Here is a 22,549-nt window from a genome sequence, read left to right on the forward strand (position 1 = left end):
GGCTACTTGGTCTGCTCCTGGATGCGGGCCCAGTTGCGCTCGACGTCGTCGAGGCCACCGACGTTGAAGAACGCCTGCTCGGCCACGTGGTCGAGATCGCCGACGCAGATCGCGTTGAAGCCCTCGATCGTGTCCTTGACGGAGACGGTCGAGCCCTCGACGCCGGTGAACTGCTTGGCGGTGTAGGTGTTCTGCGAGAGGAACTGCTGGATGCGGCGCGCGCGAGCGACGGTGACCTTGTCCTCCTCGGAGAGCTCGTCGACACCCATGATCGCGATGATGTCCTGCAGTTCCTTGTTCTTCTGCAGGATCTGCTTCACGCGGGTCGCGACGTCGTAGTGCTCCTGGCCCACGTACTGCGGGTCGAGGATGCGCGAGGTCGAGGTCAGCGGGTCCACGGCCGGGTACAGGCCACGCGAGGCGATCGCACGGGACAGCTCGGTCGTGGCGTCCAGGTGCGCGAACGTCGTCGCCGGGGCCGGGTCCGTGTAGTCGTCCGCGGGCACGTAGATGGCCTGCATCGAGGTGATGGAGTGGCCGCGGGTCGAGGTGATGCGCTCCTGCAGCAGGCCCATCTCGTCGGCGAGGTTCGGCTGGTAGCCCACCGCGGACGGCATGCGGCCGAGCAGCGTGGAGACCTCGGAACCGGCCTGCGTGAACCGGAAGATGTTGTCGATGAAGAGCAGCACGTCCTGGTTCTGCACATCGCGGAAGTACTCCGCCATGGTCAGGCCGGACAGGGCCACGCGCAGACGCGTTCCCGGCGGCTCGTCCATCTGGCCGAACACGAGGGCCGTGTCCTTGAGGACGTTCGCCTCGTCCATCTCGACCCAGAGGTCGTTGCCCTCACGGGTGCGCTCACCGACGCCGGCGAACACCGAGGTGCCACCGAAGTTGCGGGCCACACGGGTGATCATCTCCTGGATGAGCACGGTCTTGCCCACGCCGGCACCACCGAAGAGGCCGATCTTGCCGCCCTTGATGTACGGGGTCAGCAGGTCGATGACCTTGATGCCGGTCTCCAGCATCTCGGTCGAGCCCTCGAGCTGGGCGAAGTCCGGCGCCTTGCGGTGGATCGGCCAGCGCTCGGTGACCTCGAGCTGCGCGGTCGGCACGTCGAGCGACTCGCCGAGCACGTTGAACAGGTGACCCTTGACGACGTCGCCGACGGGGACGGAGATCGGGGCACCGGTGTCCACCACCGCGGCGCCGCGGACCAGGCCGTCGGTGGCCTGCAGGGAGATGGCGCGGACGAGGTTGTCACCGAGGTGCTGCGACGTCTCGAACGTGATGGTGCGGGTGGTCTCCCCCACGGTCAGCTCGGCGGTGAGCGCGTTGTACATCTCGGGAAGCGCGTCCGCCGGGAACTCGACGTCGACGACAGGACCGATGACGCGCGCGATGCGCCCGGTCGCGCCGCCGGACGTGGTCCCGGTGCCCTGGTCGTTCAGTGTGGCAGTCATCTCTCTCACTTCACTTGGTGGATGGCTTGGTGTGGATTCTATCGACTGGACCCGGCCCCGGCGGTGGGGCGGACCCGGTCAGGAGGCGGCGAGGGCGTCCGCGCCGGCCACGATCTCGGAGAGCTCCTGGGTGATCTCCGCCTGCCGGGCGTTGTTCGCCAGCCGGGTGTACGTGCGGATCAGGTCCGACGCGTTGTCACCGGCCTGCTTCATGGCCCGCTGCCGCGAGGCGAGCTCGCTGGCCGAGGACTGCAGCAGCGCCGCGAAGATGCGGGACTCGATGTACCGGGGCAGCAGCGCGTCGAGCACCTGGGCCGGCTCCGGTTCGAACTCGTACAGCGGCAGCAACTCGGACTCGTTGGTCACCTGCTGCTCGCTGACCTCCAGCGGCAGCAGACGCATGACCTGCGGCACCTGGGCGACCATCGACTGGAACTGCGTGTAGACGACGTGGATCTCGTCCACCCCGCCCCGCTCGTACGGCGTCGTGAACGCGGCCAGGACCGTCTGGGCGATATCCTTCGCCAGCTCGTACGAGGGGGCGTCGGTGTCCCCGGTCCACGCCTTCTCGAACTCGCGGCGACGGAACTGGTAGTACGCCTGCGCCTTGCGGCCGACGAGGTAGAGCTTCGCCTCGGACCCCGACTCGGTGATCCGGGCGACCAGGCCCTCGGCCTTCTTCAGCGCGTTGGCCGAGTAGGAGCCGGCCAGCCCGCGGTCGGAGGTCAGCACGAGCACCAGCGACCGGCGCACACGCTCCGGCTCGGTGGTCAGCGGGTGGTCCAGATCGTGCTGGCTCGCGACGGCCGAGACGGCCCGGGTGATCGCCCGGGCGTACGGCGTCGACGCGCTCACCCGTGAGCGCGCCTTGGCGATGCGCGAGGTCGCCATCATCTCCATCGCCTTGAAGATCTTCTGGGTCGACTTGGTCGACTCGATCTTCTGGCGGTAGACGCGAAGCTGGGCTCCCATCGGAGGATTCCTTTCGTTCCGCCCGGGCCGTCCGTGTCGACGACGCGGGGCGGGCTGCGGTGGGTGAGGCGGGCGAGAGGCGCCCCGGTGCGGGTGTGGCCCGCACCGGGGACGCGACTCAGTGCGCCTGCTTGACGATCCGCTCCTGGTTGATGTCCTCGGCGCCGATCGCCTCGTTCTCCTCCGTGCCGGCGTGGCCGTAGGCCGACTCCTGACCCAGGAAGCCCTTCTTGAACTCGGTGATCTCCGACGTCAGCGCCTCGACCGTCTCGTCCTCGAGCTTGCCCGTCTGCGCCAGCGTCGTGAGGATGCTCTCCTTGCGCCGCAGGTGGTCGAGGAACTCGCGCTCGAAGCGGTTGATCTCGTTGACCGGGATGTCGTCCAGGTGCCCGGTGGTACCGGCCCAGATGGACACGACCTGGTCCTCGACCGGGAACGGCGAGTACTGCTTCTGCTTGAGCAGTTCCATCAGCCGCGCACCGCGGGTCAGCTGCTGCCGGGAGGCCGCGTCCAGGTCCGAGGCGAACATGGCGAACGCCTGCATGTCCCGGTACTGGGCCAGGTCCAGCTTCAGCGTGCCGGAGACCTTCTTCATCGACTTCACCTGCGCGGCACCGCCGACGCGGGACACCGAGATGCCCACGTCCACGGCCGGGCGCTGGTTCGCGTTGAACAGGTCCGACTGCAGGAAGATCTGGCCGTCGGTGATGGAGATGACGTTGGTCGGGATGTACGCCGAGACGTCGTTCGCCTTCGTCTCGATGATCGGCAGACCGGTCATCGAGCCCGCGCCCAGGTCGTCCGAGAGCTTGGCACAACGCTCGAGCAGACGGGAGTGCAGGTAGAAGACGTCGCCCGGGTAGGCCTCGCGTCCCGGCGGGCGCCGCAGCAGCAGCGACACGGCGCGGTACGCCTCGGCCTGCTTGGACAGGTCGTCGAACACGATGAGGACGTGCTTGCCGCCGTACATCCAGTGCTGGCCGATGGCCGAACCGGCGTAGGGGGCGAGGTACTTGAAGCCGGCCGGGTCGGACGCCGGGGAGGCCACGATGGTCGTGTACTCCAGCGCACCGTTGTCCTCGAGGGTCTGCCGCACCGCGGCGATCGTCGAGGCCTTCTGCCCGATCGCGACGTAGATGCAGCGGACCTGCTTCTGGACGTCGCCGGACTCCCAGTTGGCCTTCTGGTTCAGGATGGCGTCGACCGCGATCGCGGTCTTGCCGGTCTGGCGGTCGCCGATGATCAGCTGACGCTGGCCACGGCCGATCGGGATCATCGCGTCGATGGCCTTCAGGCCGGTCTGCAGCGGCTCGTGCACCGACTTGCGCTCGGTGACGCCGGGGGCCTGGGCCTCCAGCGCACGGCGACCCTCGGACGCGATGTCGCCCAGGTCGTCGATGGGCTGGCCCAGCGGGTCCACCACGCGGCCGAGGAACGCGTCCCCGACGGGCACCGAGAGGATCTCGCCGGTGCGGTGCACCTCCTGGCCCTCCTCGATCCCGGTGAAGTCACCGAGCACGACGACGCCGATCTCGCGGACGTCGAGGTTCAGGGCCAGGCCCAGCGTGCCGTCCTCGAACCGCAGCAGCTCGTTCGCCATGGCCGAGGGCAGGCCCTCGACGCGGGCGATACCGTCGCTCGCGGTGGTGACGCGGCCCACCTCGACACGCTCGGCGTTGCCGGGCTCGTAGGATGCCGCGAATTCGTTCAACGCGTTCCGGACTTCGTCGGCGTTGATGGTCAATTCGGCCATCGTCAGTCCCTACTCTCCTGTAGTCGTGCCCACCGGGCGGCGTGCGCGGTGAGCGGTGATTGTCGGTGGGCGAAGCGTCGAGCTCCGCGAACGGATGGGGTTCAGCCGGCCAGTCGGCGCTGCAGCTCGTGCAGGCGGCTGAGCACGGAGGCGTCGACGACCTCGTCGCCCACGCTGACCCGCAGCCCCCCGATGAGCTCCGGGTCCTGCCGCACGGTGACCTTCAGGTCGCGCCCGTACAGCCGGTTCAGGCCCTGCTGCAGGCGCTGGAACTGGTCGTCGGTCAGCGGGCGGCTGACGGCGACCTCGGCGATCCAGCGCTGCTGCCGGGCGGCGACGCGGCGGAGGAACTGCTGGACGAGCGTGACCGGGCTGTGCCCCCGCGGTGCGCGGACGGCACGGTCGATCAGCTGCTGCGCCTGCGGCGAGATGCCGGGCACCAGCCGCAGCGCCAGGCGCGACTTCGCGTCCGGCGTGGCCTGCGGCTCCTCGAGCGCCCACTGGACGTCGTGGCTGCCGTCCACCACCTGGGTGAACCAGAACAGGTCGTTCTCGAGCCGGTCCAGGCCCGCCTTGCCGGAGGAGTTCTCCGCGTCGGCGGCGACGACCGTGACGGCCAGGTCCTCCAGGGCGTCGCTCAGGTCGCGGGCGTCCGACCAGCGGTCACCGGCGGCACGCGTGGCGAGCTGCTCGACGTCCGTCCCGACCTTGCCGGCGATCAGCCGGCGCATCAGCTGCGCCTTCTGCTCCGGCTCCCGCGACGGGTCCGTCAGCGCGCGCCGCAGGCCGGCGGAGGAGTCCAGCAGGTCGACGACGGCGAAGAGCTCACCGGCCATCGACCCGGAGGCGTGTTCCAGCCGCGGCTCGAGGTCGCGCCGCGCCTCGGCCAGGGATGTCTGGGAGGTCCCGCTCATCGGTTCCCCGTGCTCCCGTCCGCATCCACGGCGGTGGCACCGGAGCGCACCGGGGTACGACCCTGCTCGCCGTCGGCGTTCTCGAGGTCGGCCAGGAACCGGTCGACCACCCGACGGGACCGCTCGTCGTCGTCGAGCGCCTCGCCGACGATGCGGCCGGCCAGCGTCGTGGCCAGGGTGCCCACCTCGCTGCGCAGGGACGCGATCGCTGACGCGCGCTCGGCCTCGATCTGGGTGTGGGCCTGCTCGGTGATCCGAGCGGACTCCGCGGCGGCACGCGCCTTCAGGTCGGCGAGGATCTTCGCGCCGTCGGCCCGGGCGTCCTCGCGGATGCGGTTGGCCTCGCCGCGGGCGTCCTCGAGCTGCTGGCGGTACTCGGCGAGGGCCGCATTGGCCTCTTCCTGAGCCTTCTCCGCCTTCTCGATGCCACCCTCGATGGCCGCGGTCCGCTCCGCGTAGGTCTTCTCGAACGCGGGGACGACGAACTTGATCAGGATGTAGAGCAGCGCAGCAAACCCGAGCAGGGTGACCACGATCTCCCAGATGTTGGGGATCAGCGGGTTGGAGCCCCCCTCAGCGGCAAGAATCTGCAGGCGATTCATCGCTCACCGTCCTCTCTGTCGAAAATTCGGAACGGACTAGAGGACGAACGCGAAGACCAGACCCAGGATGGCCAGGGCCTCGGTGAACGCCAGGCCGAGGAAGGCCAGGGGCTGGAGGACGCGCTGCGCCTCGGGCTGACGGGCCACGCCGTTGATGTAGGCCGCGAAGACCAGGCCCACGCCGACGCCACCACCGATGGCAGCCAGACCGTAGCCGATCGCGTTGAGGTTGCCGGTGATATTCATTGTTTTCCTTTCACGATGCCCGGCGGTGCCGAGCAGGGTTGGGGTGCAGCGACTCCCCCGGCGGGGGAAGACTTGGCGTCAGTGCTCGTCGACGAGAGAGCCCTGGATGTAGACCGCGGTGAGCAGGGTGAACACGTACGCCTGCAGCACCTGGATGAAGACCTCGAAGAGGAACATGGCGATGCCGCCGATGAGGGTGAGCACGCCGAGACCCTTGAGGAAGCCGCCGGCCTCGAAGAAGAGGAACTCGGTACCGGCCGCGCAGATCGCGATGATCATGTGACCGGCGAGCATCGTCGCGAACAGTCGCATGCTGTGCGTCAGGGGGCGGACGAAGAAGTTGGAGATGAACTCCAGCGGGACGACGACGATCAGCAGCGGCTTCGGCACACCCGAGGGCACCAGCATCGTCTTGACGAACCGGCCGCCCTGACGGCGGAACCCGAGGATGATCCAGGTCAGGTAGACCATGCCGGCCATCGCGTAGGCGCTGCCGACGTGGGAGAACGCCGGCAACTGGAAGAACGGGATGGACCCCATCAGGTTGTTGACCAGGATGAAGAAGAACAGACCCGTCAGCAGCGGCACCCAGGGGCGGAATTCCTTCTCGCCGATGATGTCCTTGCCGATGGAGTTGCGCACCAGGCCGTAGGCGGACTCGCCGATGAACTGCAGCCGGGACGGGACCAGGCTGCCGCGGCGGGACGCGATGACGAAGAAGACCGCGACGATGGCCGCCGAGAGGAGCACGACCAGCATCTGCTTGCCGAAGCCGGTGCCGTACGCGGCACCCCACGGGATCAGGTCCGGCAGGTGCAGGTCCTCCGGTTTGGGAGCAACGAAGCCACCTCCGGATCCGGTTTCGGCGGGGAGCGCAAGCGCGATCAACGCGGTTCCTCTCTGCAGTGCTCGTTGTCGGGCCGCACGACGGGCGACGTGGCGCAGGGCGAACCCCGCACGTCCGGGAAACCCGGAGCACGACCGACTCGACCGTATCAGGCCGTCCGGACACCAGGGGGTCGACGAGAGTCTCGGCAGGGCAGTCCCCGGGTCCGCGTCACTGTGGATCCCGGGTCCGGTGAGTACCGGCTCCGTCATCGAGACCACGTCCTCGGAACGGGTGGTTCGTCGCGTGGACGAGGCCACCGGACCGGCGAGATGACGCGGTTCGTCGTTGTCGATTGGCTGTGTCAAGACTATCAAAGATCAGCGCTCCCCCTTGACACGACCCCTGCCACGATGCACCGACGGGACGCACGACGCGCGCGAGTCGCGCCTGGCCGACCTCGGGTCGGCGTCAGTGCAGGTAGAGGCGCCGCGAGCGGGCGAAACCGGCGAGTTCGGCGGCCTGCCAGGCGATCAGCGTGACGACGGCGGAGCCGACGAACCAGCCGGGGTCCACCCACCCGGGCCGGCCGAGCAGGAGGAGTACGGCGCCGAACCCGGCGACCTTGAGCACGTAGGTGACGAGGAACGCGCGCAGCGCCCGGGTGCCGCTCGCGGACTCGAACCGGTGCCCCACCAGGAGGCTGATCGCGAAGAACGCCATCACGAGCAGGGCGGCGCCGAGGGCACTGCCGGCGGCTCCCCACCCGGCGACCACAGCGCCGGCCACGGACGCCAGGACGGCGACGGGCACGCAGACCAGCAGACACAGCCGCAGCATCGGCAGCCACAGGCTCGGCACCGGGACGGCGGCGGGCACCGGGCCGGGCACGGCGGAGGCGCCCGGGCGCCGGCTCACGACCGGCCCCCGTCGGCGGCGTCCCGGCCCCGGGCCGCCCGGGTGCCCGTTCGGCGACCGGACCGGTGCAGGCGGCCGATCAGCAGCGGGGACGCGAGGTAGCCCGCGACGACGGCGATCCCGGCCACCGTCGCGGCGATCGAGGTGGCGAGGGTGCCCTGCGCCGAGACGACGCCGAGCAGCCCGACGGCGACGGTGCACACGGTCACGACGGCCGAGGAGCCCAGGTGCGACAGCCCGACGTCGGTGAGGCGCTGGTAGACGTGCTCCCGGTGCGGGGCGTACCAGCGGGCGCCGGAGCGGACGCGCCGGACCCACGTGAACGCCGTGTCGGCGAGGTAGATGACCAGCGGCGAGAGCAGGTACTCCACGTACACGCCGGCGAGGAATCCGGCCGCCGCGAGCGCGGCGATCATCCCGCCGAGCAGGTAGGAGCCGACGTCGCCGAGGAACACGGCTCCCCCGGCGCGGCCGCCGGCGAGGTTCCACGGCAGGAACGCGGCGAAGGCGACGGCGAGGACGAGGGCGCTCACGGTGAGCCACCACTGGCCCGAGAGCTGGCCGGCGAGGGCGTAGAAGAGGCCCACGGTCACCCCGTGCAGGCCGGAGACGCCGTTGATGCCGTCCATGAAGTTGGCGACGTTGATGTAGACGGCGATCGCGAGGGCGCCGGCGGGGATCCACCAGCCGGTCTGCCCGAAGGCCAGGGCGATCGCGGCGGTCCCGACGGCTCCGACGAGCAGCTGGGTGGCGGCGCGCGTCCGGACGGAGACCCCGCGGAAGTCCTCGACCCAGCCCAGCGCCGCGGCGGCCGACGCGATCAGCAGCACGATCACCGTGACGCCGCGGTCCACGCGGATGGTGCTCGTGAGCAGGGCCAGCACCATGCCGGCGATGACGGCGGCCCATGCGGCCAGGCCCATGCCGCGCACAACGGGCCGGGCGTGGGAGGAGCGGGCGTTCGGGACGTCGATGACGCCGCCGCGCAGCAGGAGGGGGCGCAGCACGGCGGGCAGGGCGCCCGAGAGCACCAGCACGACGATCAGGACGGGAACGAGCAGCACGGGCACCGTCACTGACCGGAGGCCGGCGGGTAGCCCGGCTCGTAGGGACGCGCGTCCCGCTGCTGCGTGGGCACGACGGCGATGAAGCCGGTCTCGGGACCGGTCCCGTCCATCCCGGCGCGCCGCTTCCACTCCTCGTAGTCCAGCCGCCCGGGGTCCAGCTCGGAGATGGCCGTGCGGGAGATCTTCGGGTGCACCCGCTCGTCGGTCTCGTCGCGGCCGATGAGCTCCTCGTGCAGCTTCTCGCCGTGCCGCAGCCCGGTGAAGACGATGTCGACGTTGCGCCCCGACATGGCGATCATGCGGCGGGCCACGTCGAGGATCTTGACCGGCTCCCCCATGTCGAGGATGAGCACGTCCCCGGGGCGGCCGATCGCGCCGGCCTGCACGAGCAGCTGGCAGGCCTCGGGGATCGTCATGAAGAACCGGCTGACCTCGGGGTCCGTCACGGTGACCGGGCCGCCGGCGCGGATCTGCTCGGTGAACAGCGGCAGCATCGACCCGCGGCTGCCGATGACGTTGCCGAACCGGACCGAGACGAAGCGGCGGCCGCTCACGTGCGCCGCCCACGCCGTCATGCGCTCGGCCATCCGCTTCGAGTGGCCGAGCACGGAGGTGGGGTTGGCGGCCTTGTCGGTGGAGATGTTGACGAAGGTCTGGACCTCGGCGTCGAGGGCGGCCCGGAGCACGTTGAGGGTGCCGAGCACGTTCGTCTTGTACGCCTCGCCCGGGTACTGCTCGAGCAGCGAGACGTGCTTGAGCGCCGCCGCGTGGAACACCACCTCGGGACGGCGCCGCGTGAAGACCTTGCCGATCGCCTCGGCGTCCCGGATGTCGGCGAGCACGGTGTCCCGCCCGTCGAGCAGGCCGCGGCCGGTCAGGGAGATCTGGGTCGACTGCAGGGCGGACTCGTCCCGGTCGACCATGATGAGCTCGGCCGGGGCGAAGGCGCTGATCTGCCGGCACAGCTCGGAGCCGATCGAGCCGCCCGCGCCCGTGACGAGCACGCGGCGGCCGGTCAGGTAGCCGGCGATCTCGTCCACGTTCGTGTCCACCGGATGCCGGCCGATCAGGTCCTCGACCGCGACGTCGCGGAAGTCGCCCAGGCCCGGGCCGCCCGCGAGCATGTCCCGCAGCGGCGGCAGGACGAGAACGCGGATCTGCTGGCCCGCGAGGTGGTCGGAGATCTCCCGGAGCTTCTTGGCCTCCAGGTCCGCGACGGCGACGACGAGGACGCCGGCCCGGCTGCGGCGCACCGCGTCGGCGATGTCCTCGGTTCGGCCCATCACCGGCACGCTGTCGATGCGCAGGTGCTTCTTCGCCGGGTCGTCGTCGATCAGCCCGACCGGGCGGTAGGGGGACTGCGGGTCGTTGTTCATCCGCCGCGCCAGGGAGCCGCCGAGGAACCCGGCGCCGTAAATCAGGGTGCGCTGCGCGCCCGAACCCGGCTTGGCGCGGGACTCGACGTACATCCGCTTGACATACCGGCTCGCCGCCATGAAGAGGCACGCGAAGGGGAACGCGATCAGCGCCGTCGAGCGCGGGATGTGCAGCGAACGGTAGAAGAGCAGGGAGGCGGCCAGCAGCAGCGCCGAGACGATCACGGTGACGACGACGAGCAGCTTGGCCTCGTTGAAGCTGCCGAACACGTACCGGCCCCGGTAGAGGGCGAAGGCGTAGCCCACCACGGCCTGGCTCACGATGGCCAGGGCGCCGAAGACGGTGACGTCCGGCAGGGAGATGGAGTCCACGGTCAGCTCGTACCGCAGCACGAGGGCGAGCACGATGGCGACGATCCAGGCGGCGGCGTCCAGCGCGAACTGGATCCAGAACCACAGCGCCGGCTTGTCCTCGCGAGGCAGGCCGCCGGCACCGGTGGTGATCTGCGCCATCGTGCTCCGTTTCGTCGGACCGGGTCCGGGACCGCACGGTGCCGGGCTCGTCCGCGGCACCGGTCCCGTGGACTAGGGTGGAATCTACCCCACCATACCCACCGCCGCCCGGGAAGATGCCGGACGAGACGGAAGGACGCCATGCCGCAGAACCCGACCGACGGCCCGCCGGGAACCGCGGCGCAGACCCCTCGCCGCGACGCGCGGATCGCGGCCGCGGTGGTCACGCTCGACCGGCCCGACGACCTGCGGCTGCTGCTGGACGGCTTCGCCCGCCAGACCCGGGCGCTGGAGTCCGTGGTGCTCGTCGATTCCGGCACGGCTCCCGTCCGCGAGCTGGCCGACGCGGCCGGCGTGCCCGTGACCTACCTGCGCTCCGAGGTGAACCTGGGCGGTGCCGGCGGCTTCGCGCTGGCGATCCTCGCGGCCCTGGCCACGGGCGCCGAGTGGATCTGGATCATGGACGACGACGCGCATCCCGAGGACGCGGGCACCCTCGCCGCCCTCCTCGACGAGGCGACCGAGCGGGACCTCGAGGTGGTCCTGCCGCTCGTCGTCACCCCGGACGACCCGAGCCGCCTCTCCTTCCACTTCCGGATCGACGGGCACAGCACCCACGACCGGGCGACGGTCGAGGCCGCGGGCTTCCGCGAGGACGTGGGCCACTTCTTCAACGGCGCCCTCGTGCACCGGGACGTGTTCTACACTGTGGGGCTGCCGGACCTGCGGCTGTTCCTGCGCGGGGACGAGATCGACTTCATGCTCCGCCTGCGCCGCGCCGGCGTCCGGTTCGGCACCGTCACCACCACCGCGCTGCGCCACCCGTCGGGGGAGGCGGAGCTGCAGCACGTGATCGGCGACCGGCTGCACGTGCTCGTCCCCGAGACCGCCGTCAAGCGCTTCTACTTCTACCGCAACCGCGGTCAGTTGATCCGGCGGTACCGGCGCGTCCGCTCGCTCGTCGCCGACGGGGTCGGCTATCCCCTGCACTTCCTGCGTCGCGGCGACGTCGCCGGCCTGGTCGGCTGGGCGCGGCCGTTCGTCGCGGGGCTGCGCAACCGGTCCTTCGGGCCGCCGTGGAAGCTGCCGTGACGGGCGGCACCGGGGGCAGAGCGGCAGACGGGGCCGGGGGCGAGCCGGCGGTTCCGGCCGTCCACCTCGTCATCGTCACGTTCAACCGGTCGGCGTACCTGCGCGGCCTGCTCGACAGCGTTCTCGCCCTCGACCCGGCCCCGGCCGGGGTCACCGTGGTGGACAACGCGAGCACGGACGACACGCCGGAGGTGACCGCCGCGTTCGCGGCCGCGGCGCCGTTCCCCGTCCGGGTCGAGCGGCTCCCGGTCAACAGCGGCGGCTCCGGCGGCTTCCGGGCCGGTGTGCGCGCGGTGCTCGAGGCCACCGCGACGGAGGACGCGGCGTGGCTGTGGCTCATGGACGACGACGTCGTCGCCGTGCCGGACGCCCTCGCTGCGATCGGGCCGTTCCTCGCCGACGCCGGAGCGGTGCACGGGCGCCGCTGGGACGAGAACGGCCGGCCCTTCTTCTGGCAGAACCGGTTCAACACCTGGCTCGGCATCCCGCTGCCCGTGCCGGGCGACGTCTTCCGCTCCGGGCCCGTGACGCGCACCGACGTCGGCTGTTTCGAGGGCATGTTCCTCGACCGGCACACCGCCGAGCGGATGGGGCCGCCGGACGCCCGCTTCTTCCTGACCTGGGACGACGCGATGTACGGCTGGCTGATCTCCCGGACCGAGCCGGTCACGTACGTCGACCGGTACGTGCTGCGCAAGGTGCGCCCCCAGCGCCACGTCGACCTCGGCGTCCGGCACCTGAACGACTCCTCCGACCTGAGCCGCTACCACGTGATGCGCAACCGGGGCCACGTCGCCCACTACCTGCAGGTCGAGCACGCCTGGTCCCGTCCCGGGTTCGCGGTGGGCACCGCGCTGACCGCGGCGAAGGAACTGGTCCGGCTGCTGCTCGTCGAGCGCCGAGTGGGGGGCGTCGTGCCGCTGTGGCGGGGCTGGCGGGACAGCCGCACCATCCTGCGCGACCGCACCTGGTTGCCGGAGATGGGCGCGGCCGCCGCCGGAACGCCGGAGACCGGCACGCCGGAGGGAGACGCGTGAGGGTTGCCGTCCTCGGCGGCCGTGGCTTCATCGGCCAGGCCCTCGTCGAACGCCTCACCCGCTCGTCCGTGCCCGTGGTGACCGTCGTCGCCCCGCGCCTGCGCTCGCACGCGGCCGACGTCGACGAGGTCCTCACCGACGCGCGCGCCGAGGTGGAGGTGATCGCCCATCTGACCGAGCTGTTCCGCGGCACCGACGTCGTCATCAACGCGGCCGGCATGGCGTCGCCCGACGGCGGCGCCCGCGACCGGATGACCGGGGCGAACGCGGTGCTGCCCGTCGTGGCGGCCCTCGCCGCGCAGCGCGCCGGCGTCACGCGGTTCGTGCATCTGTCCTCGGCCGCGGTGCAGGGCGACCGCCCGCGCCTGGACGAGTCGGACGACCTCGCGCCCTTCTCCGCCTACTCGCGGTCCAAGGCGCTGGCGGAGCGGTCGCTGCGGTTGCTGGACGGACGACCGGATGAGCGCCTCGACGCGCAGTCCGACGCTCCCACACAGATCGTGATCGTGCGCGCCACGTCGGTCCAGGGGCCGGGGCGGCACACGACCGCGGCGCTGGCCCGGATCGCGCGCTCCCCCCTTGCGTCCGTCGCATCGGGATCGCCGCGGAGCACGCCAGTGGTCTCCGTGCGCCACCTCGTCGGCTTCGTGCTCACCGTGGCCGGCTGGTCCGGGGAGCTGCCGCCCGTCGTCCTGCAGCCCGGCGAGGGACTGCGCACCGACGAGGTGCTGCGCCTGGCCGGTGGCCGGGACCCGCTGACGGTGCCGGCGGCGCTGTGCCGGGCGGCCGTGCGCGCGGGCTATCTCGCCTCACGCGTGGCCGGTGACCGCCTGCGCGGAGCCGTGCGCCGCGTCGAACTCATGTGGTTCGGCCAGGAGGACGACCCGGCATGGGCGCGCGAGAACGGGGTGACCGTGCACGGCGACGTGCGCGACGTCCTCGAGCGGGCCGGCCGGCGTCAGCGCTGAGGACCCCGCACCCGGGCGGTGGCACGCCGGCCGGGCGAGCGGGTGCCGAGGAGCCGCCCGAGCAGGAGCTGGACCCCGAGAGTAGCGGTGCCCGCCAGGAGCAGTCCGACGACGTTGACGAGGAGCTGGACCGCGCCGCCCCGGGCTTCGTCCCAGGCGCCGACGGCGAGGGTGAGACCGATGGCCCCGACGGCGGGCACCGTGGTGATCGAGATGAACACGCCGACCAGCGCCGACGGCTTGGACGACGTGAGGGACAGCATCCCCGCGGCGCCGGCGAGGACCGCGATGACGAAGGACCAGGTGTCCGGGGACACGATGAACTGGGTCTGCGGGCCGGTCGTCGCCTGCGCGTACGAGAACAGCCCGGCGGCGTGGGCGAGGGCCCAGACGGCCCATGCGACGGCGATGCACCCGGCGAAGCCGCCCAGCAGTGTCGCCAGCGCCGTCGTGGCGACCGCGCGTCGTCGGCGGACCACCGCGTAGCAGATCGCCGCGACGGGGGCGAACTCGGGTCCGACGACCATCGCGCCGATGATCAGGATCGGCTGGTCCAGCAGCCGGCCGATCCCGGCGATGAGCGTCGCCAGGAGCAGGAACACGAAGAAGTTCACCGACGGGCGGGCGTCCTCGCGGGACCGATCGGCCACCTGCGCCCACACCACTCCGTCGGCGGGGTGGCCGGGGGCGGCGCGTTCGGCGGCGTCGGCGGCGTCGGAGATGACCGTGAGAGGCTCGATCACGGTGATGGCCCCACGCTCCGGGACGCCGGCCGCACGCAGCATGCCCACGACCCTGTCCGCGTTCTCGCGCGCCATGGCGAACAGCAGCACGTCCCCCCGGCCGTCCAGGGAGGTACCGGGTAGGACCGTCACGTCGCACACGGTCTCGTCGACGACCAGTCGATCGTGGACGACTCGAGCGATGTCGGTGGGGGCGGACACCCGGACGGAGAGCATGGCGTCAGTCTCTCCCATGAACGCGGCCAGGGTTGCGGCCGGCCGGCGTGGCGCGGGGTCAGGCCTCGGTGTCCGTCCCGTTCGTGAGGTCGGGGACGACCTCCCGCAACCGGTCCACGCCGAGCGCGCCGACGCGCACGACGACGAAGGGCTCGGCGGTGCAGTCGACGATGGTCGAGGGGACGTTGTCGCCTCGGGAGCCGCCGTCGAGGTACAGGCCCACGGCGTCGCCGAGCTGGTCCCGCGCCTCGACTGCCGTCGAGGCGGCGGGGTGGCCGGTGCGGTTCGCGGAGGAGACGGCGAGCGGGCCGGTGAGCCCGAGCAGGTCGAGCGCGATCGGGTCGTCGGGCATGCGCAGGGCAACGGTCCCGTGGGTCTCCCCCAGGTCCCAGGTCAGCGACGGCTGCGCGCGCAGGATGAGCGTGAGCGGGCCGGGCCAGAAGGCGGCGGCCAGATCGCGGGCGCCCTGGGGCACCTCGGCGGCCAGCCCGTCGAGGACCTCGGGGCGGGCGACGAGGACCGGCGGCGGCATGGTCCGCCCGCGCCCCTTGGCGGCGAGCAGCGTCGCCACCGCCCGCGGCGAGAACGCGTCCGCCCCGATGCCGTAGACGGTGTCGGTGGGCAGCACGATGCACTCCTGCGCGGTGATCGCCTCGTGCGCCCGGGCCAGGCCCTCGGCCCGGCCGGCGTCGTCGGTGCAGTCGATGATCTCGCTCATGCGCGAGGGTCTCCGTTCTCGTGCGGGTGGTGGCCGGTGGCGTCCGTTCCGCGGGGATCCGCTGCAGGAGGATCCGCGGTGCCGGCGGTGGGGACGACGCCGGACGTCGCGCGGCGGCGTCCGGTCAGGTCGGGATGAGCTCGAACCCCGGTGAATCCGGTGGTCGCCAGGATGCGTTCGACGGCCGCGCCCTGCTGCTCGGCGTGCTCCATGACGAGCAGGCCGCCGGGCCGCAGCGCGGCGAAGGCCGCTGCGGTGGCGGCGGCGGGGTGCTCGAGGCCTCCGCGCGCGCCCCCGTAGAGCGCCTCGGGCGGGTCGTGCTCGGCGACCTCGGGGTCCACCGGCACGGCATCGGGCGGCACGTAGGGCGGGTTGGTGATGACGACGTCGAAGGTGCCCTCCCGGCCGGCCAGCGCGGTGCGGAAGTCGCCGCTCACCAGCTCCACCCCGGTCCCGGCGAGGTTGCGGGCCGCCCACGCGAGGGCGAGCTCGCTGCGCTCGACGGCGACGACCCGGGCGCCCGGCACCTCGGCGGCGACGGCCGCGGCGATCGCGCCGGAACCGGTGCCCAGGTCGGCGACCCGCGGAGCGTCCAGGCCTGCGGCGCGCAGCCAGTCCAGGGCCACCTGGACGACGGACTCCGTCTCGGGCCGTGGGATGAACACGCCCGGGCCGACGGCGAGGTCGACGGTGCGGAACGAGGCGGTGCCGGTCAGGTGCTGCAGCGGGATGCGGCGGGCCCGTTCAGCCACCAGGTCCTCCAGGCCGGCCGGGGCGTGCGCCCCGGTCAGGGCGAGCGCGCGGACCCGGCCGCGGGTCACGCCCAGCAGGTGGGCGGCGAGCAGTTCGGCGTCCACGCGCGGGCTGGGCACGCCGGCGGCCGCGAGCTCGGCCTCGGCCTGCCGCAGCGCGGCCGCCAGCTCCGGCAGCGCTGCCGTGTCACTGCCCGGTGTGCCGGTCGAGTCCGCGCCGGCCTCGGCCGTGCCGGCGGTGCCGGGGCGCGCTCCAGCGTCGCCCGTCACGCCACGTCCTCCCCCAGCGCGGCGAGGCGGGCGGCCTCGTCGGCATCGATGCAGGACTGGACCACCGGCCCCAGGTCACCGTCCATCACGGCGTCCAGGTTGTAGGCCTTGTAGCCGGTACGGTGGTCGGCGATCCGGTTCTCCGGGAAGTTGTAGGTGCGGATCCGCTCGGAGCGGTCCATGGTGCGGATCTGCGAGCGGCGCGCCGCGGAGTTGGCCTCGTCGATCTGCTCCTGCTGGTGCGCGAGCAGCCGGGCGCGGAGCACACGCATCGCGGCCTCGCGGTTCTGCAGCTGGGACTTCTCGTTCTGCATGGAGACGACGATGCCGGTCGGCAGGTGGGTGATCCGCACCGCCGAGTCGGTCGTGTTGACGGACTGGCCGCCGGGACCGGACGACCGGTAGACGTCGATCTTCAGGTCGTTCGCCCCGATCTCGATCTCCTCCGGCTCGTCCACCTCGGGCAGGGCGAGCACGCCCGCCGCCGAGGTGTGGATCCGGCCCTGCGACTCGGTCACGGGCACCCGCTGGACGCGGTGCACCCCGCCCTCGTACTTCAGGTGCGCCCAGACGCCCTCGGCCGGATCGCTCGCCGAGCCCTTGATCGCCACGGAGACGTCCTTGTACCCGCCCAGGTCCGAGCCGGTCTCGGCGATGATCTCGGTCTTCCAGCCGCGGCCCTCCGCGTACCGGGTGTACATGCGCAGCAGGTCGCCGGCGAACAGGGCGGACTCCTCGCCGCCCTCACCCGCCTTGATCTCGAGGATGACGTTGCGCCCGTCGTCGGGATCCCGCGGGATCAGCAGCCGACGCAACCGCTCCGTGGCGGCGTCCAGGTCGGTCTCGAGCCCGGGCACCTCGGCGGCCAGTTCGGGGTCCTCCGCGGCCAGCTCCCGCGCGGCCTCGAGGTCGCCGGAGAGACTCTCCCAGCGCCGGTAGGCCTCGACGATGCCGTTGAGCTGGGCGTACCGGCGGCCGAGCTGGCGCGCGCGCCGCGGATCGGCGTGCACCGCCGGGTCCGCCAGCGAGGTCTGCAGTTCCGTGTGCTCGGTGAGCAACCCCTGCACCGACTCGAACATGGTCTCCTCTTCTCTCCCGCCGTCCGGACCGGACGGCTCCCGCATCGACGACTTCTGCCCTCAGGCCCGCCGCAGCGGTGACGCCTGGACCGACGACGCCGCCCCGCCCGCACGGACCGGTCGCCTCCCCGGATCGGGGTGGGACCGGACCGCGCGATGCGGGGCGGCGGTGACGGAGCTACTTGTCGTCGGGCTTGCTCGCGAGGGTCGTGCGACCCACCGTCATGAGGAACTCCGCGTTGGTCTGCGTCTCCCGGATCTTGCCGGTGAGCAGCTCCAGGGCCTGCTGCTGCTCGAGGCCGGAGAGGACCCGGCGCAGCTTCCACATGATCCTGACCTCCTCGGGCGAGAGCAGGTTCTCCTCGCGCCGGGTGCCGGAGGCGTTGACGTCGACGGCCGGGAAGATGCGCTTGTCCGCGAGGTTGCGGGACAGGCGCAGCTCCATGTTGCCGGTGCCCTTGAACTCCTCGAAGATGACCTCGTCCATCTTCGAGCCGGTCTCGACCAGCGCGGTGGCGAGGATCGTCAGCGAGCCGCCGTTCTCGATGTTGCGCGCCGCACCGAAGAACCGCTTGGGCGGGTACAGGGCCGCCGCGTCGACACCACCGGAGAGGATGCGTCCGGAGGACGGGGCCGCGTTGTTGTACGCGCGGCCGAGCCGGGTCATCGAGTCGAGCAGGACGACGACGTCCATGCCCATCTCCACGAGGCGCTTGGCCCGCTCGATGGCGAGCTCGGCGACCGTGGTGTGGTCGTCGGCCGGGCGGTCGAACGTCGAGGCGATGACCTCGCCGCGGACCGACCGCTGCATGTCGGTGACCTCCTCCGGACGCTCGTCCACCAGCACCATCATCAGGTGCACCTCGGGGTTGTTGGTGGTGATCGCGTTGGCGATGGCCTGCAGGATCATCGTCTTGCCGGCCTTCGGCGGCGAGACGATGAGGCCACGCTGGCCCTTGCCGATCGGGGCGACGAGGTCGATGACGCGGGGACCGATGCGCTTGGGGTCGGTCTCGAGGCGCAGCCGCTCGGACGGGTACAGCGGGACGAGCTTGGTGAACTCGACCCGGTCCTTGTTGTCCTCGGGGTTCTTGCCGTTGACGCTGGTCAGACGCACCAGGGCGTTGAACTTCTGGCGGTTGCCGCCCTGGTTGTTGTTATTGTTCTCGCCGTCCCGCGGGGCGCGGATGGCGCCGACGACGGCGTCGCCCTTGCGCAGGTGGTACTTCTTCACCTGGTTGAGCGAGACGTAGACGTCGTTCTGGCCGGGCAGGTAGCCGGACGTGCGGACGAACGCGTAGTTGTCGAGCACGTCGAGGATGCCGGCGACGGGCAGCAGCACGTCGTCATCGGTCACCTCGGTGTCGTCCACCTCGGGGCCGGCGTTGCGGCGACGGCGGTCGCTGCGGTCGCGGAACCGGTCGTTGCGGTCGTCCCGGTTGTTCCGGTCGTTGCGGTTGCGGTTGCGCCGGTTCCGGCCGCCGCGCGAGTCGTCGTCGTTCCGGTTGTCGCTGCGGTTGTCGTTGCGACCCTCGCTGCGGTTCTCGTTCCGGTTCTCGTTCTCCTCGCGGTCCCGGTTGCGGTTCCGCTCACGGCGGGACTGACGGCTCTCCTGGCGGGAGCCGTTCTCGTCACCGGACTGCTGGTTCTGGTTCTCGTTGCGCTGGTTGTCGTTGCGCGAGCCGGACTGCTGATTCTGATTGTCCTGGCCGTTCGCGTCGCGCTTCTCGTCGCGGTTGCGGTTCCGGTTGCGCTGCCGGCGGCCCTCGTGCTCGCCGGACTGCTCGCCCTCGCCGCCCTGCCCGGAGGCCACGGCCTGCTCGGGCTGCGCGGTCGGCGTGGCGGACGCGTCGGACTCGGTCGCAGCGGCGGCCTCGACGACGCCCGTGCTGCTCGCCCGGCGGCTGCGGCCGCGGCCGCTGCGCTCGGGCGCAGTCGTCTGCTCGGCGCTCTCCGGAGCGCCGTTCTGGGCGCCGTTGGCGCTGCCGTTCTGGGCCGCACCGTTCTGCTCTGTGCCGTTCTGGCTGCGGGACTCGCTCGGCCGGTCCGCGACGGAGGAGCCGCGCTGGTGGGCGCTGATGGCGGTCACGAGATCGCTCTTGCGCATCCGGGAGCCGCCGCTGATGCCGAGCTGGCCGGCGAGGGCCTGCAGCTGGGCCAGCTTGAGGCCGGCGAGCCCGTTGGCGCGCGGGCCCTCCGACGCGGTGTCCGCGCCGGTCGTGGTCGTGGTCGACTCCGCCGGCTCCGGCGTCGTCGGGCGGCTCGCGGTGCGCGTGCCGGCGTCGCTCGCGACGCCCTGGTCAGCCGACGCGGCCGGGACACTGTCCACGGCGACGCGGTCGTTCTCCGTACCTGGCAACAGGTCGGTGGTGTTGGTCACGAAGGATCCTTCCCCCTCGATATCCGGTCGTCACTGGACGACGACCGTCGGGTAGTGGCTGAGCCGACCGCCACGCGACCGGCTCCACGCGCCCCCGCGCTGATCGGTCCGCAGGAGCGGACCGTGTACTCAGGGTCGGGGCGGTGTGGGTGTCTTCTCATCAGCGCCGGCGGATGCCCGGACCGGGTTTGATCCGCGCACGGAGCGGGGGAGCTCCGCGGGCGGCAGGAAGGAGAAGAACTGCACCTGGTGCGGCGGCGTGGGCGAACCGGTGCGGAGCGGCCGCTGTACCGGCCGGACCGCGCGAGGCTTCGCCCTGCTGGGCGCACAAGCCGTGTGGCGACACCGGAAACATAACACCTGACCCGGCGCATTCGCGGGACGTCTGCCGTGGTTGCGCTGCATCGCGTGGTGGATGCGGAGATGGCACGGCGTTCGGGGCTCACGAAGCACTGCTGGACAGGACGACCCGGGATCCGGGTCTCCGACGGTCAGGCGCCCGTTACCAGGTCACCTCAGTCTCGGTGCTCTTCGATTCTAGCACCCTCGCGCCCCACGGCGGGGGTGATCACCGTCCAGCGGTCGAGGTCGCCGACGCGGGCGAGGTGCTCCTCGATCGCCCGGACGACGGCGTCGTGCTGCCCGGCGTCGACGGCGAGTGTGAGGACGCTCGGGCCGGCGCCGGAGATGACGGTCGCGAAGCCGAGGGCGCGCAGGATGCGCAGCAGCTCGGCGCTGGCCGGCATCGCCTCGGCACGCACGTCCTGGTGCAGGTAGTCGCGGGTGGCGGGCAGTAGCAGCACCGGCGCGGTGGAGATCGCGTGCACGAGCAGGGCGGCGCGGCCGCTGTTGGCCGCCGCCTGGGCGTGGGCGACCGACGGCGGCAGCAGGGCCCGGCTGACCTCGGTGGACAGCTCCGTCGTCGGGATCGCCATCACGGGGCTGACGGCCGGGTCGACCGGGACGACGGCGTGGCCGAACGTCTCGTCGTCGCGCTCCCACGAGAGCACGAGCGAGCCGAAGAGTGCGGGGGCGACGTTGTCCGGGTGGCCCTCGAGCCGGGAGCACCACTGGAAGATCTCCTCCTCGTCGGCACGTGCGTCGGCCGGGAGCAGGGCGTTGGCGGCGAGGACGCCGGAGACGATGGCCGCGGCGGAGGAGCCGAGGCCCCGGCCGTGCGGGATGACGTTGACGGCGCTCAGGTGCAGCGCGGGCGCCTCGTAGCCGGCGCGCTCGAGCGTGCGGCGGATGGTGCGGACGACGAGGTGGCGCTCGTCGGTGGGCACCTGACCGGCGCCCTCCCCCACCACGTCGACCGTCAGGGCGGCGCCGGGCGTCGTGTCGACGGTCAACTCGTCGCGCACGTCCAGGGCCAGGCCGATGCAGTCGAAGCCGGGCCCGACGTTGCCGACCGTGGCGGGGACGCTGACGCGCACGCGCTGCCCGGCCGCGACCGGCGTCAGCCGCTCCTGCTCGTCGGGAACAGCACCGGGCACGGGCGCGGCGACGGGCAGCGTCTCGTCGGTGGTCACGCCGGTCATCTCACTGCAGTCCGAGCGCGTCGGCGACGCTCACGACGTCGAACGGGACGCGCGTCGGCTCGATCGCGGACCCGTCGGCCGACTTCAGCGCCCAGTCCGGGTCCTTCAGGCCGTGGCCGGTGACGGTGATGACGATCGTCTGGCCGGGCTCGACCTCGCCCGCGGCGTGCTTCTTCAGCAGGCCCGCGACGCCCGCGGCGGAGGCGGGCTCGACGAAGATGCCCTCCTTCGCCGAGAGCCAGCGGTGGGCCTCGAGGATCTGCTCGTCGGTGACGGAGTCGATGAGCCCGCCCGACTCGTCGCGCGCGGCCTCGGCCTGCTCCCACGAGGCGGGATTGCCGATGCGGATCGCCGTCGCGATGGTGTCCGGCTCGGTGACCGGGTGGCCGAGCACGATGGGCGCGGCGCCGGCCGCCTGGAAGCCCCACATCCGCGGGCGACGGGTGGCCACCGGGGCCACGGTCTCCCCCGCCTGGTTCTCCCACGGCGTCGAGTACTCGACGTAGCCGCGCCAGTAGGCGGTGATGTTGCCGGCGTTGCCGACGGGCAGCAGGTGCAGGTCCGGGGCGTCGCCGAGCGCGTCGACGACCTCGAACGAACCCGTCTTCTGGCCCTCGATGCGCGCCGGGTTGACCGAGTTGACGAGGAACACCGGGTAGGCCTCGGCGAGCTTGCGGGCCACCTCGAGGCAGTTGTCGAAGTTGCCGTCCACCTGCAGCAGGGTGGCGCCGTGGGCGAGCGCCTGGCTGAGCTTGCCGAGGGAGATCTTGCCCTCGGGCACGAGGACGGCGCAGGTCAGGCCGGCCTGCTTGGCGTAGGCCGCCGCGGAGGCGGAGGTGTTGCCGGTCGACGCGCACACGACGGCCTGGGCGCCGGCGGCCTTCGCCGCCGTCATCGCCATGGTCATGCCGCGGTCCTTGAAGGACCCGGTGGGGTTCATGCCCTCGACCTTGATGCGCACGTCGCAGCCGGTCAGCGCGGAGAGGTGCTGGGCCGGCACGAGCGGGGTGCCGCCCTCGCCGAGGGTCACGACCTCGGTCTGCTCGGTGACCGGCAATCGGTCGGCGTACTCGCGGATCACGCCGCGCCACTGATGAGCCATC

Annotated in this window: 20 protein-coding genes; 3 read left to right on the plus strand and 17 right to left on the minus strand. The window is 71.9% G+C overall.

What is annotated here, in order from left to right; all coding sequences use genetic code 11:
* Nucleotides 1-2 precede the first annotated feature (2 nt).
* The 10 genes from atpD to V6N00_RS06035 all read right to left on the minus strand — a co-directional run bounded on the left by atpD (nucleotide 3) and on the right by V6N00_RS06035 (nucleotide 10,650).
* Complete coding sequence (atpD, locus tag V6N00_RS05990) at nucleotides 3-1,463, minus strand: F0F1 ATP synthase subunit beta (RefSeq protein WP_334231157.1); 1,461 nt, start codon at nucleotides 1,461-1,463, stop codon at nucleotides 3-5.
* A gap of 78 nt (nucleotides 1,464-1,541) precedes the next feature.
* Nucleotides 1,542-2,435 (minus strand): F0F1 ATP synthase subunit gamma, encoded by an 894-nt coding sequence (locus tag V6N00_RS05995; RefSeq protein WP_334231158.1) that lies wholly within the window; start codon nucleotides 2,433-2,435, stop codon nucleotides 1,542-1,544.
* Nucleotides 2,436-2,553: 118 nt separating this feature from the next.
* On the minus strand, nucleotides 2,554-4,188 hold the full coding sequence (atpA, locus tag V6N00_RS06000) for a F0F1 ATP synthase subunit alpha (protein WP_334231159.1): 1,635 nt from the start codon (nucleotides 4,186-4,188) through the stop codon (nucleotides 2,554-2,556).
* Between the two features lie 101 nt (nucleotides 4,189-4,289).
* A complete protein-coding gene (locus tag V6N00_RS06005; protein WP_334231160.1) occupies nucleotides 4,290-5,102 on the minus strand; it encodes a F0F1 ATP synthase subunit delta in 813 nt (270 codons plus the stop codon).
* Nucleotides 5,099-5,704 carry a F0F1 ATP synthase subunit B gene (locus V6N00_RS06010; protein ID WP_334231161.1) on the minus strand — a complete coding sequence of 202 codons (606 nt, stop codon included), beginning with the start codon at nucleotides 5,702-5,704 and terminating at the stop codon, nucleotides 5,099-5,101. The genes V6N00_RS06005 and V6N00_RS06010 overlap by 4 nt, the downstream gene beginning before the upstream one ends.
* Nucleotides 5,705-5,740: 36 nt before the next feature.
* Nucleotides 5,741-5,950, minus strand: coding sequence for an ATP synthase subunit c family protein (locus V6N00_RS06015; RefSeq protein WP_076704179.1), 210 nt, complete (start codon nucleotides 5,948-5,950; stop codon nucleotides 5,741-5,743).
* Nucleotides 5,951-6,028: 78 nt separating this feature from the next.
* Complete coding sequence (gene atpB, locus V6N00_RS06020; RefSeq protein WP_334231162.1) at nucleotides 6,029-6,838, minus strand: F0F1 ATP synthase subunit A; 810 nt, start codon at nucleotides 6,836-6,838, stop codon at nucleotides 6,029-6,031.
* A gap of 409 nt (nucleotides 6,839-7,247) precedes the next feature.
* The gene (locus V6N00_RS06025) at nucleotides 7,248-7,694 is read right to left on the minus strand and encodes a hypothetical protein (RefSeq protein ID WP_334231163.1); all 447 of its coding nucleotides are present in this window, start codon (nucleotides 7,692-7,694) and stop codon (nucleotides 7,248-7,250) included.
* Entirely contained in the window at nucleotides 7,691-8,758 is a 1,068-nt protein-coding gene (locus tag V6N00_RS06030; protein WP_334231164.1) for an MraY family glycosyltransferase, read from the minus strand. Before V6N00_RS06030 ends, V6N00_RS06025 begins: the two co-directional genes overlap by 4 nt.
* A gap of 8 nt (nucleotides 8,759-8,766) precedes the next feature.
* Nucleotides 8,767-10,650, minus strand: coding sequence for a polysaccharide biosynthesis protein (locus V6N00_RS06035; RefSeq protein WP_334231165.1), 1,884 nt, complete (start codon nucleotides 10,648-10,650; stop codon nucleotides 8,767-8,769).
* A 141-nt stretch (nucleotides 10,651-10,791) separates the two neighbouring features.
* Between V6N00_RS06035 and V6N00_RS06040 the strand changes: the two genes are divergently transcribed.
* The 3 genes from V6N00_RS06040 to V6N00_RS06050 are packed head-to-tail and all read left to right on the plus strand — an operon-like array spanning nucleotide 10,792 to nucleotide 13,747.
* Nucleotides 10,792-11,742 (plus strand): glycosyltransferase, encoded by a 951-nt coding sequence (locus V6N00_RS06040; protein ID WP_334231166.1) that lies wholly within the window; start codon nucleotides 10,792-10,794, stop codon nucleotides 11,740-11,742.
* Entirely contained in the window at nucleotides 11,739-12,779 is a 1,041-nt protein-coding gene (locus V6N00_RS06045) for a glycosyltransferase (protein WP_334231167.1), read from the plus strand. The genes V6N00_RS06040 and V6N00_RS06045 overlap by 4 nt, the downstream gene beginning before the upstream one ends.
* Nucleotides 12,776-13,747 (plus strand): NAD-dependent epimerase/dehydratase family protein, encoded by a 972-nt coding sequence (locus tag V6N00_RS06050; RefSeq protein ID WP_334231168.1) that lies wholly within the window; start codon nucleotides 12,776-12,778, stop codon nucleotides 13,745-13,747. The genes V6N00_RS06045 and V6N00_RS06050 overlap by 4 nt, the downstream gene beginning before the upstream one ends.
* On the opposite strand, the gene V6N00_RS06055 is transcribed toward V6N00_RS06050, so the two are convergent.
* The 7 genes from V6N00_RS06055 to thrC form a co-directional block, all read right to left on the minus strand.
* Nucleotides 13,738-14,724 carry a DUF389 domain-containing protein gene (locus tag V6N00_RS06055; protein ID WP_334231169.1) on the minus strand — a complete coding sequence of 329 codons (987 nt, stop codon included), beginning with the start codon at nucleotides 14,722-14,724 and terminating at the stop codon, nucleotides 13,738-13,740. The genes V6N00_RS06050 and V6N00_RS06055 overlap by 10 nt on opposite strands.
* A gap of 40 nt (nucleotides 14,725-14,764) precedes the next feature.
* Nucleotides 14,765-15,424 (minus strand): L-threonylcarbamoyladenylate synthase, encoded by a 660-nt coding sequence (locus tag V6N00_RS06060; RefSeq protein WP_334231170.1) that lies wholly within the window; start codon nucleotides 15,422-15,424, stop codon nucleotides 14,765-14,767.
* A complete protein-coding gene (gene prmC / locus V6N00_RS06065) occupies nucleotides 15,421-16,353 on the minus strand; it encodes a peptide chain release factor N(5)-glutamine methyltransferase (RefSeq protein ID WP_334231204.1) in 933 nt (310 codons plus the stop codon). The genes V6N00_RS06060 and prmC overlap by 4 nt, the downstream gene beginning before the upstream one ends.
* Before the next feature lie 89 nt (nucleotides 16,354-16,442).
* Nucleotides 16,443-17,525 (minus strand): peptide chain release factor 1, encoded by a 1,083-nt coding sequence (gene prfA, locus V6N00_RS06070; RefSeq protein ID WP_334231171.1) that lies wholly within the window; start codon nucleotides 17,523-17,525, stop codon nucleotides 16,443-16,445.
* A 178-nt stretch (nucleotides 17,526-17,703) separates the two neighbouring features.
* Nucleotides 17,704-19,905 (minus strand): transcription termination factor Rho, encoded by a 2,202-nt coding sequence (rho, locus tag V6N00_RS06075; protein WP_334231172.1) that lies wholly within the window; start codon nucleotides 19,903-19,905, stop codon nucleotides 17,704-17,706.
* Between the two features lie 515 nt (nucleotides 19,906-20,420).
* Nucleotides 20,421-21,401, minus strand: coding sequence for a homoserine kinase (gene thrB / locus V6N00_RS06080; RefSeq protein ID WP_416385040.1), 981 nt, complete (start codon nucleotides 21,399-21,401; stop codon nucleotides 20,421-20,423).
* Between the two features lie 46 nt (nucleotides 21,402-21,447).
* Nucleotides 21,448-22,548: a threonine synthase gene (gene thrC / locus V6N00_RS06085; RefSeq protein ID WP_334231174.1), complete on the minus strand. Its 1,101-nt coding sequence runs from the start codon at nucleotides 22,546-22,548 to the stop codon at nucleotides 21,448-21,450.
* Nucleotide 22,549: the final 1 nt, after the last annotated feature.

It is taken from the genome of Tersicoccus mangrovi (genome assembly GCF_036881825.1).
Taxonomy (GTDB): Bacteria; Actinomycetota; Actinomycetes; order Actinomycetales; family Micrococcaceae; genus Tersicoccus; species Tersicoccus mangrovi.